Source organism: Rhizobium sp. P2_G2 (genome assembly GCF_056403555.1).
Map to the genome: position 1 here is coordinate 1 of NZ_JBFUFF010000015.1, position 13252 is coordinate 13252.

Genomic DNA, 13252 nt, shown 5'->3' on the forward strand with positions numbered 1-13252 from the left:
TCCTGTTGCCCGCCTCGGTGCTGCTCGGCGGCAGCCTGCTGCTCGCCGCCGATATGGTGACGCGTGTCATCGTTGCCCCGGCCGAATTGCCGATCGGCATCCTGACGGCACTGATCGGCTCGCCCTTCTTCCTGTGGATATTGCTCCGCGGCCGCGCCGGCAGGATCATGTGAGGCGGCGATGATCAGGTTCGACAAGGTCTCCATCGCGCTTTCCGGCCGCGTCGTCGTCTCGGATCTCTCCTTCGAGGCGCGGCCCGGGCAATTGACTGCCATCATCGGCCCCAACGGTTCCGGCAAGACGACCACGTTGCGGGCGCTCGCCGGCGAGCGCGATTTTTCAGGCGCGATCGAATTCTCCGGCCGCGACCTTCGCTCGATGTCATCAGCCGAACTGGCGCTCGAACGCGGCGTGCTGCAGCAGTCGATCAGCCTCGGCTTCCCCTTTCGCGTCCGCGAAATTCTCGAAATGGGCATCATCGCCGGCGACGTGCATTCACGCGCAGGAGCCGCGCAGGTCATGGTGGCGGCTTTGAAGGCGGTCGACCTCGCGGGTTTTGAAAATCGCGTGGCAACGGCGCTTTCGGGCGGCGAGCAGGCGCGTATGCATATGGCGCGCGTGCTTTGCCAGATCTCTTCGCCGGTCCGCGAGGGCCGTACGCGCTGGCTCTATCTCGACGAGCCGGTGGCGAGCCTGGACGTCAAGCACCAACTGGCGATCATGCGGCTGGCGAAGGATTTCACCCGCGCCGGCGGCGGCGTTATCGCGGTCATGCATGATCTCAACCTCACGGCCATGTTTGCGGACCATGTCGTCATGCTCAAGACGGGGTGTTTACATGCGAGCGGCGCGCCGGCGGACGTCTTTACCGCGGAGAAGCTGAGTGCGGTCTACGATTGCCCGCTCGCCGTCGAGCGCGATGCCGCCACCGGCCTGATCCGCATCCACCCCCTCGATCTCGCAGCCTGAGCAACAAAAAACCCGCGGACTCGCGCCCGCGGGTTTTGCTCTTCTCGTTGGGTAACGAATCATCAGAGCAGCTGAAAGTCTGCCTTATTGAGATCGGAGACATGGACATCGTCAAGCGTCAGCTTGCCGCCGTCGTAGGAAATCAACAGGCCAGTGTCGGTATCTTTGGCATGCGCGATGACGTCGGCATAATTGTCGAACAGGTTCTTGCCGAATTCGATCACATCCGTGCCATGCTTGCCGGCTTCGAAATCGGTGATCGTGTCCTTGCCGTCGCCCTTGGCGAAAACGAACGTATCGGCGCCTTCGCCGCCGGTAAGCTTGTCGTTCCCGGCACCGCCCTGAATCAGGTCGTCGCCTTTGCCGCCGTCGAGCACATCATTGCCGGCACCGCTCTTGAGTCGGTCGTCGTGGTCATAGCCGGTGAACACATCCTTTCCGGTCGATCCCTTGAACACGATCGAGTCGCTTTGCAGCAGAGCGTAGAAGCTGTCGAGCCCGTTGGTATCGACTTTCAGGATATCGCCCAGCACGTCGCCATCCTGCGATGTCGTCTCATAGTTCTTGAAGCCGGAGATCGTGATGTCAGCGCTGTTGCTATAGTTGGTCTCGCTGCTGCTCACCGATGTGACGGAGGTGTCAACGCCGAAGACGATGGATTTGAGATTTCCGTAGATCACATGCTCGAGGCCATCATGCTCGTAGGGGCCGCTATAGGCGAAACCATTCTTGTCGCCGTTGAAAATCACGCTTGTGCCACCGCCATCCTCGTTATCGGTGGTGACATAGGCGCCGGCATGCAGCGGATCGTCCTGCGAGGCATAGTCGCCGGTCACCTTGCCGCTGAAATCACCCATTCCGGTGGCGTCGGAATAGGTCTTTTCGAATGCCTTGAAATAGGCGGCGAAATCGATGCCCTTGCCGTCCTTGTTGGCATCGCTGACGGTGATTGTGATCGCCATCGTAAGTCCTCTCGTCTAAAACTTGACTAGAAAAGTCATTATTAAACATGAGAAAAACTGTCAAGAAATAAACGGCGACACAGCGCGAAAAAGTAAACGAAATCAGCGGCTTTTAAGAACCATTCCAGATTGGGCTCAGCAATGATCGAAATCAGTAAGACAGGCTGGGTTGCGCCAGAGGCCGGCTTTATTGGTACGCGCAAGCGCCTCGACGCTTTCGAGCGTGCTGTCGCCGTCCGCGCGGCCGAAGCCGGCGGCAATGATCTCCCTGGCGACGTCCTTCGAGCGCGACTGGCACCGCTTGAGCACGGTTTCGGATGTCGACGGGGCGACCTCGCAAAGCAATCGCGTGCTGCGGACGAGATTGCCGAGCAGGATGCCGGCCAGCCGACCGCAGGACCAGCGCCCCGCTTCGACGTCCCTGCACATCCGGCTCATAGTGACGGGATGTATGCCGGCAATCCTGTAAACCTTGGCGCCGATGGAGAAGCTGGCGCTGTCGATCAGCCTGATGCGGTCAGGGACGCTGAGCCAGATACGGGTGTCGATCGGCTGCTGGTTGGCGGGTAGGCGTTGATAGGTCTGCTTGGACCTGTCGACCTTGACCGGATGCTCTGTCCACAGCACGTCATCACCGGCGTCGGCGGAAACTGTTCCGATGAAAGACACGATGGCGGCGAGCGCGATCGCCGCCGATATCCGGATCATGAGGCTCTTACGCGGAAAGCCGGCAACAAAAAAGCCGGAAGGAGATATCCTTCCGGCCGCAATCGATGAGAGCCTGCCGAGGCTCGAAAAGCAGTATGCGTCCCTTGACTTAGAAGCCGGTGCCGCCACGAATCTCATTGATGACCGTGCGGACCAGGATCTTGAGATCGGTCAGAACCGAGAAACTACGGATATATTCGAGGTCGCAGGCGATACGGCCGCGCGCGGCGTCTTCACGATCCGTCGGGCCGCGGAAACCGCTGACCTGGGCGAGGCCGGTCAGACCCGGACGGACGAGATGGCGCAGGTGATATTCGCCGACCAGATCCTCATAAAGCCTGCCCGCGGCGAGCATGCCCGGTACATGGCAGCGGGGACCGATCAGCGACATGTCACCCATCAGGATGTTGATCAGCTGCGGCAGCTCGTCGAGATTGGTCTTGCGCAGGAAGGCGCCGATACGCGTCACGCGCGGATCGTTTTCGGTCGTCTGTGCGACGCCCGAAACGTCGCACATATCCGTCCGCATCGAGCGGAACTTGTAAATGCGGATCAGCTTGCCGCCCTTGCCCCAGCGAATCTGGCTGAAGAAGACAGGACCGCGGTTTTCGTAAACGATCATCGCAGCGATGGCGACGAAGAACGGCATCAGGGCGACCAATGCCAGGCCGGAAATGAAAATATCCATCGCCCGCTTGACGCCGAATTGCAGTGGTCGGTCAAGTGCGGAGTGAATCCAGCTTTCATCCTTGTGGACGGAAACGTCACGTGTGACGAACGGAATCACATTTTCATGAACACGGGAATTGAGCGCAACTGTAGTGCTTGCCGTTCCAGGATACATAATTGATTGCCTGAATTTGATTATTTTTTGAGCGGACTTTGGATATTCGATAGACCAATCCCGGCTAAATGTCATCACCCATTAACGCATCCTTAGCCATCACAGTCTTCGTTGCTTTGACGCAACGCATGCTATTCACGCCAACAAACGCTCCAAATTAAGGCAATGTTCCCGCAAAAAACGTGATTTCGGTGCGGCGGATGCGCCGCGCCGCGTAATTCGTGGGCATGAGAGACCATTGGCACATCCAAAAATGCATGCCAGCATTGCGTTATTTGCAAAGCTAAAAATCCACTTGTTCTGAAATTAACTATGAATTTTAACTAATCGGTCGCCCTTTGTTCCCAGTCGTAAAGAATATAGCGTAAAATATACTGCGCTTGTGAAGATAAAACCCGGTGCCGTCGTCTTCGCCTGGAGCGGCCTCATTTCCCGTTGCTACCCGCTTTCAGGCCGGCGAGGTAGGTATCGAAGATGCCGTCCATGCTCTTCTGATAACTCTTCTGCACTTCAATGCCGCTGTCGAACATCTGATTGAAGAAGCTTGTCAGTGCCGCGCCATCCGGCGACGGGGTCTCCGCCGGCTTGGGGGCTGCTGGTTTCGCCATGGCTTCAAAGGCCTGCAGGAAGGGATTGGCGGCGAATGGATTGGAAGCGGCGCTGGGCTTGGCGGTGTCGGCCTTCGGCACGAACATCGCCTGGAAGGCCTGGGTGAATGGGTTGTCGAACACGTTCTGCGGCTGGGCCTTGGGTTTTTCGGCCATGCCCGTCGCCTGCATCCATTGTTCAAAGAAATTCGGCGCTTTGCCGCCCGTCRGCGCGTCGCCGGCCGCCTGGAATTGCTCGGCCATTTGCCTGAAGAAGCCGCCGACCATGGCATTGGCGATGGCCGGCATCATCTGCTTGTAGATATCCTGGTTGATGCCGGACATCTGCGCTGCCTGGGCGGCGACAGCGCGTGAAACCTCCTTGGAGCCGAAGATTTGTGCAAGGATGGTGTTGCCATCGGCAACGCCCTGGGGCGAGAACGCCTGGCCCATGTCCTCGAAATATTTAAGATAATTGCCCGAAGCGATCGTCGTCATCAGCGATGAGAAATCGTAAGGGTTGGTCGCGGTGCGCTTGAGCCCCGTCGAGAAGGCCGGCATCAGCGCTGCCATTGCCTCCGTCATCTGCTCTTGCGCCAGGCCGAACTGTTTTGCCATCGCCTCGATCGCGTCGCCATTCTGCGCATGCGTCATCATGTCGAAGAGGGGGAGCATGGCAATCCTTTCAGGCGGCGGCAATTCTCTCCACTATATCGCGATCCGGCAATTATCAAACAGGAATCTCATGGTTTTACGCCGGTTTCGCGCCTGCCGATCAGTACTGGTAATCCTCGAACACCATGTCGATATTCTGCTGCCAGCGGCCGTTCCACAGCGCCAGCATGTCGTCGGCGAGCGTCGCCTTGTTGGCCAGCATTTCGTCGAGCGGTGCGAGAAAGATGCTTTCATCCTGGCCGGAGGAGTTGATCTGAGCGCGGCCCTTAAGCCCGCGGCGGGAGATGGCGACAACCTCCTTTGCCAGATCGAGCAGCCCGCGACCACGAAATTCAGCCTCGAGCGCCTGGGCCGGCACGGCGTCGCGCAACGCCACGACCTCCTGGTAAGTCCAGTCCTTGGTCAGTTCGAAAGCCTCGTCGAGCGCGGCGTCGTCATAGAGCAGGCCGACCCAGAAGGCCGGAAGCGCACAGATCCGCCGCCAGGGGCCGCCATCGGCGCCGCGCATTTCGAGGAAGCGTTTCAGGCGAACATCGGGGAAAAGGGTGGAGAGATGGTTGGTCCAATCGCCCATATTCGGCTGCCAGTCGGCGATCTCGCCCTTGAGCGCGCCGGCCATGAACTGCCGGAAGGTGACATGCGTACAGTCGTGATAGGCGCCGTCGCGGACGACGAAATACATCGGCACGTCGAGCGCCCATTCGACATAGTCGCGATAGCCGAAATCGGCCGAATAGGCGAAGGGCATGGCGCCTGAGCGCTGATTGTCGGTGTCGCGCCAGATATTGCCGCGCCACGACTTCAGGCCATTCGGCTTGCCCTCGGTGAAGGGGGAACTGGCGAAGAGTGCGGTGGCGAGCGGCTGCAGCTTGAGGCCGACCTGCATCTTGCGGCGCATGTCGATCTCGGACGAGAAGTCGAGATTCACCTGGATCGTACAGGTGCGATACATCATGTCGAGGCCCTGCGTGCCGACCTTCGGCATGTAGCGCGACATGATGCCGTAGCGCGATTTCGGCATGCGCGGCGTCTCGGCAAAAGTCCATTTCGGGCTGCCGCCCATGCCGAGGAAGGCGATGCCGAGCGGCTCGCCGATCTCGCGCATCATCGACAGGTGATGGCCGGTCTCCTTGCAGGTTTCGTGCAGGGTGAGGAGCGGCGCCCCCGACAGCTCGAACTGGCCGCCCGGCTCCAGCGAAATCGCGCCCATGCCGTCCGGTCCGACGAGGCCGATAATGTTGCCGGCATCGATGATCGGCTCCCAGCCGGATTTTTCCTTGAGCGTGTCGAGCAGCGTCTTGATGCTGGCATCGCCGAAATAGGGAACCGGTCCCTTGTCCTTGGAGAGGAAGACGAATTTCTCGTGCTCGGTGCCGATGCGAAAGGCAGATTTCGGCTTTTCACCGCCGGCAATATGCGCTGCCAGTTCGTCGGTCGAAGAGACAAGAGTGTCGTCGGTGGTGTCGCGCGCCATGTCATTTTCTTCTATAAAGGGAAGGGTTTGCCGGGCCGCAAACCGCCGGGAGAGTGCTTGAACCGTCTCTATATGTTTTGCAAGTGAAAAGGATTCAAGCTCTGCTCAAAATTCCTGATCACGCCCAGTCGCCGATGGTGGCCTGGATCAGCGCCAAAGCCGCAACCGCGGCGGTATCGGCGCGCAATATCCGTGGTCCGAGCGGGATCGGCGTGACGAAGTCGAGCCTGCGCAAAAGCGTCTGTTCTTCCTCGGAAAAGCCGCCTTCGGGTCCGATCAGCAGCGCGTGTTTCTTCTCCGTGACGGCCTGCAGCGCACGAAGCGGATTGTTGGTCTCAGCGCCCTCGTCGCAATAAATGATGCGGCGCTCGCGCGGCCATCCTTCCAGGAGATCGACGAGCCTGACCGTCTCCCGGACCTCGGGAATGGCGAGGATGCCGCATTGCTCCGCCGCCTCGACCGCATTGGCCCTTAGCCGCTCGATCGAGGTGATCTTGCCCTGCACATGCTGGGTCATGACCGGCTGGATGACACCCGCGCCCATCTCGACCGATTTCTGGACGAGATAATCGAGCCGGCCGACCTTGAGCGGCGCAAAGAGATAGTGGAGATCGGATGGCGCCGGCTGCGGCCGGGTCAATTCGACAGGCACCAGGGCGATCCTCTTCTTCGAGGGGAAAGCCACGCGTGCCCGCCATTCGCCGTCGCGGCCGTTGAAGACCAGAAGCTCGGCGCCATCAGTCATCCTCAGCACATTGGCGAGATAGTTATATTGGTCGTCCGTTGTCGGCACGGCATGCGCGTTGGCAAGAGCGTGGTCGACGAACAGCCGCTGCATCCGGAAATTGGCGCGCATCCGAGAATCCTCAGCCCGGCAGGTGGATTGTCACCAAAGCCAGCAGCGCTGCCAGTAGACCGGAAATGGGCACTGTGACAAGCCAGGCACCCAGGATCGACAGAAGATAGGAGCGCCGCACCAGATAGCGATAGCGGTGCTCCTGTCCCGGACCATGCGCCGGAATGGGCGTCGCGGTCAGCAGTGAGGCGGCCTTTGCGTCACCCGCAGCGGCCTTGAATTCGATGTATGCCCGCCGGCGATTGGAACGGGCGGTGTACCATTCGCGGAACAGGCCGACGCCGAACACCGAGCCGACGGCGATATGCGTGGTGCTGACAGGCAGTCCCAGCGCTGAGGCGATGATGACGGTGATCGCCGTCGCCATCGCCACGCAATAGGCGCGGGTCGGATTGAGCCTGGTGATCTGGCTGCCGACGATGCGGATCAGGCGCGGCCCGAACAGCAACAGGCCGGTAGAAATGCCAAGCGCGCCAACCATCGTTACCCAGAAAGGCGCATCGAGATTGCGCGCAACGCTCTGAATACCGCTCGCATCGACAATCGCCGCAAGCGGACCGATCGCATTGGCGACGTCATTGCTGCCATGGGCGAAGGAGAGCAGCCCGGCGGACAGGACCAGCGGCAGCCGGAAAACCGCTTTCATCGAAACGTTGCCGTCCTCCGTCTCTTGCGAATGCTTCATCACGGCGTCGCGGAACCAGAAATGGCTTGCAACACCGATAAAGGCCCCGATCAGCAGTGCCTGCCAGACATGGAAATCGGCAACGCCGTGCGTGGTGATCACCATGAGGTAGGCGAGGAATGATCCCGTCATCAGCGACAGCAGAAACGGTACCCATTTGCGCGCCGCAGCGACCTTGTCTTCCTGATAGGTGATCCGCTCCATGATGAACCACAGGAGGCCGACGGCAATGATCGCGCCGAAGATCGGAGAAATGATCCAACTGATCAGGATTCCGAGAAGCTTTTCCCAGTGCACGGCGTTGAAGCCCGCCACCGCGGTGGCCGCGCCCATGATGGCGCCGATGATCGAATGGGTGGTCGATACGGGAGCGTTGGTCCAGGTGGCAAGATTGATCCAGAGCGCTGCCGCCAGGAGCGCGGCCAGCATGATGTCGACCATCTGGTCCGGGGTCGGCAGGAGAAGCGGACTGACAATGTCGGATTTGATGGTCGCTACGACATTGCCGCCGGCAATCACGGCACCTGCGATCTCAGCGAAGGCGGCAAGCAGCAGCGCACCCGACATGCTGATGGCGCGGGCGCCGACCGCGGCACCGACATTATTGGTGACGTCATTGGCGCCGATATTCATCGCCATATAGCCGGCGAGCACCGCTGCGGCGACGATCACCACCGACTCTGTGCCGGCAGAAACGAAGACCGCAACAAACACCGCCGCTGCGATGAGGAAGATCAGGGCAAGGCCGGGTGCGGCCGCGCGGCCCAGCACGAACTGGGTCGCCAGTTCAATCATGCCGAATTTTTCGAGGTCCTTGTCGAGTGTCTGCTTTTCCAGCTGCGGGCGGGAATCTGCCATCGTCTCAAACGGCGGCGGGGCCGAATCGCTCGGCGAAGCGGCGGATAAGGCGCTTCAGCTGCGGCTCGCGCACGCGCCGCGTGGCGACGTCGGGCGCCACCCATTCAACCCGGCGCTGACCCTTTTCCTTGAAGCGGTCGACGGTGCCCGTCACCTTGAGCGCATGCACATGCACCTCGCAAGGCACGGCGAAATCGTCGCTGATCACTTTCTCATACTGGTAGATACCGATCGAGATGCTTTCGACATCGCCGACGACGCCGGCTTCCTCGAACGCTTCCTGTTTGGCGACTTCATGGCCAGGCTTGCTGCCCATCGGCCAACCCTTGGGAATCACCCAACGGCCCGTGCCGCGGCTGGTCAAAAGCAGGATTTCCGGTTCTTTCTGGTCTTTTTCCAGCCGGTAACACAAGGCCGCAAACTGAAACCGGCGCGGCCGCCGGACGAGTAGCTGCACGGATTCCGTGATGCCAGAAAGAATGCTCAACTCAGTCTATGCTCCAAACTCCGAATCAAACTGAAATTATCGTTCCCGATTGTAACAGATAGATTGCATCATCTTGGCGAAATTGTTTCGTGTTCGTTAATTCTGTGGATAGATCACCATGTTTTCCGTCAATTCAAGAGGCCGATTGATCAGTCGGCGCCGGGTCATTGTTCAACCTGCATTGACTGGGCCGATTTGAAAAGGCGGTCGTTGGTGAGAAATGGGTCGCATCCGCAATGGATTGCTTTGAAATAACGGATGGCATCTGCGAGTTTCAGCCTGAGACACTCTCGTTCAACAAAGCGTGYCGTCCCTCAGTCATCGCCGCGCAACCATCGAATTTCTGCGTCAACTTCTTCGGTCGTCCGCCGTTTTGAAAGCGCAACACCCGCGCCCGCATAGCGCATGAGTCCGTCCGGCATATTGGAGGGCTGGTTCTCCAGATAATGTTCGAGCGCGCTCCGGATCACCCACGAGCGGGAACGTCGAGCGGCGTGAGCAAACTGGTCGAGCTTTTCGACCAAGTCTTTGGGCAAGTGGGAGATCACCATGCTTGAAACGCGTGCCATTGTTTCACTCCCTCAGTCATAGAGAAAATATTTATCCCAGTTCGCCTTGGCGACCTTGCCGCCGATTTCATAATCGAGCTTGCGGACATGCACATGATGCGGCCCTGTCTCGCACTGATAGGAAAGGTGATACCACTCACCCCGGCTGCGGAACACGGCGCCCGGTGCCATCAACGAGTTCGGTCCATAGGTCGGATCGCGGAAAGTGTACGCGATCACCTTGTCGGGCCGGTATTGCCGGTCATCGCTCTTGATTCGGACCATCGCCTCGGTGTCACAGGCCTGTTCGAGACGGGTATTCGGATCGAGCTTCAACAGCTGTTCGCGGATCTTGGGATCAACGGCATGAGCCGCCGACGGCAGCAAAGACAGGCAAACGAGCACGGCTGCGGCATTCACTGATTTCGACATTTCCTCTTCCTCGTTGAAATTTGTGATCTCACCTGGAAAGCGCCGAGGATTTACCCGCGATGACGGGCAGGGGCAACCCGGGAGGGGGTCGAAATAATTGTCGCAGCCGGCACGTCATTGTGACGAGACAGGATCGACAATGCCATGCCGGACGCAGAAGACAGGAACGACAAAGCTGCTTTGCACACACGGTCGCCCTTTTTCCGCCGGGCTCTGATCGTGCTCTGGTGGCTGGCGATCTTCGCCGTCGTCTTCATCAGCGATGTCGATGACGACATCCTGTTCGCCATGATCGTCATGGTCATGCCGGCACTGCTTCTGACGATTTTCCTGGTGGCCATACCGTTGTGGATTCTGATCCGGCTGCTGATCGCGCTCTACCGCCGGCGCTGGCGTGCGATAGCTGCTTGCCTCGGTGTTTTTGCGATGGGCTTTGCCATCGGCAATGCCGGGCAGTTTGCCGGTGATCAATGGCTGATCCGTGTCAGGGGCGTCGGCCTGGAACAGGCGGTCGCCGACGCCAAGGCGGGGCGGACGCCACCGGAGCGCTTCATGGCCACCGCGGCCGCGGCCTATGTTGAGACCGACTCATCCTTCGAGATGGTGCACGGCATTGCCTACGATACGACCGGCCGGCTCGCCGAAATGCTGGCTTTGCCGATCGAGGACCGGCCGAAGGAATGGCTCGACCGGATGCCGCAGGCCTTTTCCTGCTGGGGCGCGGCACGGCCGCTGGGCGGCAATTACTACTGGACCAATCTCGACCGTTATGAGTGCAGCCGGGATTAGCCTTTCGACAAAGCCCGGCCGCGTGAGAAGCCCGCTACGGCGCCAGGATGCTGCTATCGATCTGCTTGATGTCCCGCTTGCCGCAGAGCGCCATGGTGACGTCCATTTCGCGTTCGAGAATTTCGAGCACGCGCGTGACGCCTGCCTTGCCGCCGGCACCGAGGCCCCAGAGGAAAGCGCGGCCGACGAACGTGCCCTTGGCGCCGAGCGCGATCGCTTTCAGCACATCCTGGCCGGAGCGGATGCCGCCGTCGACATGCACTTCGATCCTGTCGCCCACCGCCTCGACGATCTTGGGCAGCATCGAGATCGACGAGCGCGCGCCATCCAACTGCCGGCCGCCATGGTTGGAGACGATGATCGCATCCGCACCGGTATCGGCAGCCGCCCGCGCGTCCTCCTCGTCGAGAATGCCCTTGAGGATCAGCGGGCCGCCCCACTTCTCCTTGATCCACTCGACATCCTTCCAGGAAAGCCGCGGATCGAATTGCTCCGCCGTCCAGACAGACAGCGACGACAGGTCGGAGACATTCTTGGCGTGCCCGGCAATGTTGCGGAAGGTGCGGCGCTGCGTCTGCAGCATTTCCATGCACCAGAAGGGCCGGGTTGCCATCTGCCAGATGTGGTTCGGCGTGAATTTCGGCGGCGTCGACAGACCGTTGCGGATGTCCTTGTGGCGCTGGCCAAGGATCTGCAGGTCAAGCGTCAACACCAGCGCCGAGCATTTCGCCGCCTTGGCGCGGTTGATCAGGTTCTCGACGAATTCACGGTCCCGCATCACATAGAGCTGGAACCAGAACGGCTTCTTCGTCACCGAGGCCACATCCTCGATCGAACAGACGCTCATGGTCGACAGCGTGAAGGGAACGCCGAATTCCTCGGCAGCCATCGCGGCCAGCATTTCGCCATCGGCATGCTGCATACCGGTGAGGCCCGTCGGGGCGAGGGCGACCGGCATCTTCACCTTGTGGCCGACCATGGTGGTTTCGAGCGTCCGCCCGGCCATGTCGACCAGCACCCGCTGGCGCAACTTGATCTTGTCGTAGTCTTCGGAATTGGCCCGATAGGTGCTCTCGGTCCAGGCGCCGCTATCGGCATAGTCGAAAAACATCTTTGGCACGCGACGGCGGGCTTTTTCCTTCATTTCGGCAATGGTGAGGACCGATTTCATGCTTTCTTTCCTGACAAGTTCGTATTTCACTGTTTCGCCAACAGGCACCCTCGCCGGCAAAGTCTGGGCACTGGCTGGCACGACGGCGCGGCTATTGAGGATTTCGGGCTCACGCACGGCACTCTCCGTCTTGACGGCATCGACTTCGCTGTTCTGCGTCATGTCCGTTTTCCTTTTGCGTTACGCTCCTCCGGCGCGGGAGCGGATTTGCCGGTCTCCCGCTGGATCTTCCTGAGATTGGCAATCTGCTGCCGCTCCAGCGCCAGTGCCGCTTCGGCTGCAGACGCCGCTACATAGTCGATATGCTGCTCGGCGGCGGTACGTGCCGCGGCGGGATCGGAAGCCAGGATCGCAGCGACGATCGCCTCATGCTGGGTAAGCAGCTTTTCCCGCGCCTCCGGCAATTCGAAAATCAGCCGCCGATGATGAAAAATACCTTCGCTCAAAAGCTTGTAGCAGGCGCGCAACGTGTGCATCAGGATGATGTTGTGCGCTGCCTCGCCCACGGCATTGTGCAATTCGACATCGGCATCCAGTTCGCCGCCGAAATCTTCGTCCGCATAGGCCGTCTTCATCCGTGCAATGATGGTGGTGAGCCGCTCGTGATCGGCCGGTGTCGCACGCCTTGCCGCAAGCGCGGAGGCATGCCCTTCCAGTTCGCGCCGGTATTCGAGATAGTCGCGCGTTGCCCGCTCATGCCGCGAGACGAGCTCGGCCACCGGCTTGGAAAACACTTGGCCGATCAGGTCGGCGACATAGGTGCCGCCGCCATGCCGGCTGACGATCAGCTGGCGGTTTTCGAGCTCTTTCAGTGCATCGCGCAATACTGGCCGCGAAATGTCGAGCTGCTCCGCCAGCTCGCGCTCGCTCGGCAATCGGTCACCGCTGGAGAGTACACCGTCCAGCAGCAGCAGCTCTATCTGCCGCACGGCTTCGTCGGCAGTGCGTGCATGATCGATCTGGGTAAAGAGTCGGTCTGTTGTCATGATTGGTCTCTATACTATCGTTTGGAAAAGTGGTCAAATTTTTTGTCCACTTTTGCTCCGCGAAAAATCTATCTTGGCAGATCCCGCCCTGCTGGCTGAAATTGGCGATGGAAACCAGTGTACAGCACGCCAGTCTTACGGATTTTTCCGTTGATCATGCGGCAATGTGGCCTATTTGATTTTCATCCAGGCTTCGTGAACAATGCAGTCGGGGAAAATTT

General features: G+C 59.8%; 15 protein-coding genes. 3 read left to right on the forward strand and 12 right to left on the reverse strand.

Annotated features, from left to right (window positions below):
* The coding region (locus tag AC1D06_RS13890) for an iron chelate uptake ABC transporter family permease subunit (RefSeq protein ID WP_477986732.1) at positions 1–173 on the forward strand (173 nt) is incomplete at its 5' end.
* A 7-nt stretch (positions 174–180) separates the two neighbouring features.
* Positions 181–969, forward strand: a complete 789-nt coding sequence (locus AC1D06_RS13895) for a heme ABC transporter ATP-binding protein (RefSeq protein ID WP_477986665.1) — start codon at positions 181–183, stop codon at positions 967–969.
* A gap of 62 nt (positions 970–1031) precedes the next feature.
* On the opposite strand, the gene AC1D06_RS13900 is transcribed toward AC1D06_RS13895, so the two are convergent.
* From AC1D06_RS13900 to AC1D06_RS13945, 10 genes are all read right to left on the reverse strand, one after another.
* A complete protein-coding gene (locus AC1D06_RS13900) occupies positions 1032–1931 on the reverse strand; it encodes a calcium-binding protein (RefSeq protein ID WP_477986666.1) in 900 nt (299 codons plus the stop codon).
* 135 nt (positions 1932–2066) lie between these two features.
* Positions 2067–2639 (reverse strand): hypothetical protein, encoded by a 573-nt coding sequence (locus AC1D06_RS13905; RefSeq protein WP_477986667.1) that lies wholly within the window; start codon positions 2637–2639, stop codon positions 2067–2069.
* A 109-nt stretch (positions 2640–2748) separates the two neighbouring features.
* Complete coding sequence (locus tag AC1D06_RS13910; RefSeq protein WP_477881344.1) at positions 2749–3327, reverse strand: sugar transferase; 579 nt, start codon at positions 3325–3327, stop codon at positions 2749–2751.
* Between the two features lie 581 nt (positions 3328–3908).
* Positions 3909–4745, reverse strand: a complete 837-nt coding sequence (locus tag AC1D06_RS13915) for a DUF937 domain-containing protein (protein ID WP_477986668.1) — start codon at positions 4743–4745, stop codon at positions 3909–3911.
* Positions 4746–4845: 100 nt separating this feature from the next.
* Positions 4846–6219 (reverse strand): glutamate--cysteine ligase, encoded by a 1374-nt coding sequence (locus AC1D06_RS13920; RefSeq protein WP_477986669.1) that lies wholly within the window; start codon positions 6217–6219, stop codon positions 4846–4848.
* 118 nt (positions 6220–6337) lie between these two features.
* Positions 6338–7075, reverse strand: a complete 738-nt coding sequence (locus AC1D06_RS13925) for a 16S rRNA (uracil(1498)-N(3))-methyltransferase (protein ID WP_477986670.1) — start codon at positions 7073–7075, stop codon at positions 6338–6340.
* A 10-nt stretch (positions 7076–7085) separates the two neighbouring features.
* Positions 7086–8618, reverse strand: coding sequence for an inorganic phosphate transporter (locus tag AC1D06_RS13930; protein WP_477986671.1), 1533 nt, complete (start codon positions 8616–8618; stop codon positions 7086–7088).
* Between the two features lie 4 nt (positions 8619–8622).
* The gene (locus AC1D06_RS13935) at positions 8623–9105 is read right to left on the reverse strand and encodes an NUDIX hydrolase (RefSeq protein WP_477986672.1); all 483 of its coding nucleotides are present in this window, start codon (positions 9103–9105) and stop codon (positions 8623–8625) included.
* 314 nt (positions 9106–9419) lie between these two features.
* A complete protein-coding gene (locus tag AC1D06_RS13940) occupies positions 9420–9674 on the reverse strand; it encodes a ribbon-helix-helix domain-containing protein (protein ID WP_477986673.1) in 255 nt (84 codons plus the stop codon).
* A gap of 12 nt (positions 9675–9686) precedes the next feature.
* Positions 9687–10085: a DUF930 domain-containing protein gene (locus tag AC1D06_RS13945; RefSeq protein ID WP_477881293.1), complete on the reverse strand. Its 399-nt coding sequence runs from the start codon at positions 10083–10085 to the stop codon at positions 9687–9689.
* Between the two features lie 144 nt (positions 10086–10229).
* Between AC1D06_RS13945 and AC1D06_RS13950 the strand changes: the two genes are divergently transcribed.
* Positions 10230–10874, forward strand: coding sequence for a hypothetical protein (locus tag AC1D06_RS13950; protein ID WP_477986674.1), 645 nt, complete (start codon positions 10230–10232; stop codon positions 10872–10874).
* A 34-nt stretch (positions 10875–10908) separates the two neighbouring features.
* Here AC1D06_RS13950 and AC1D06_RS13955 read toward each other — a convergent pair whose 3' ends face one another.
* Both AC1D06_RS13955 and AC1D06_RS13960 read right to left on the reverse strand, forming a co-directional pair.
* Complete coding sequence (locus AC1D06_RS13955; protein ID WP_477881343.1) at positions 10909–12045, reverse strand: alpha-hydroxy acid oxidase; 1137 nt, start codon at positions 12043–12045, stop codon at positions 10909–10911.
* 158 nt (positions 12046–12203) lie between these two features.
* Positions 12204–13031 (reverse strand): FadR/GntR family transcriptional regulator, encoded by an 828-nt coding sequence (locus tag AC1D06_RS13960; protein ID WP_477986675.1) that lies wholly within the window; start codon positions 13029–13031, stop codon positions 12204–12206.
* Positions 13032–13252: the final 221 nt, after the last annotated feature.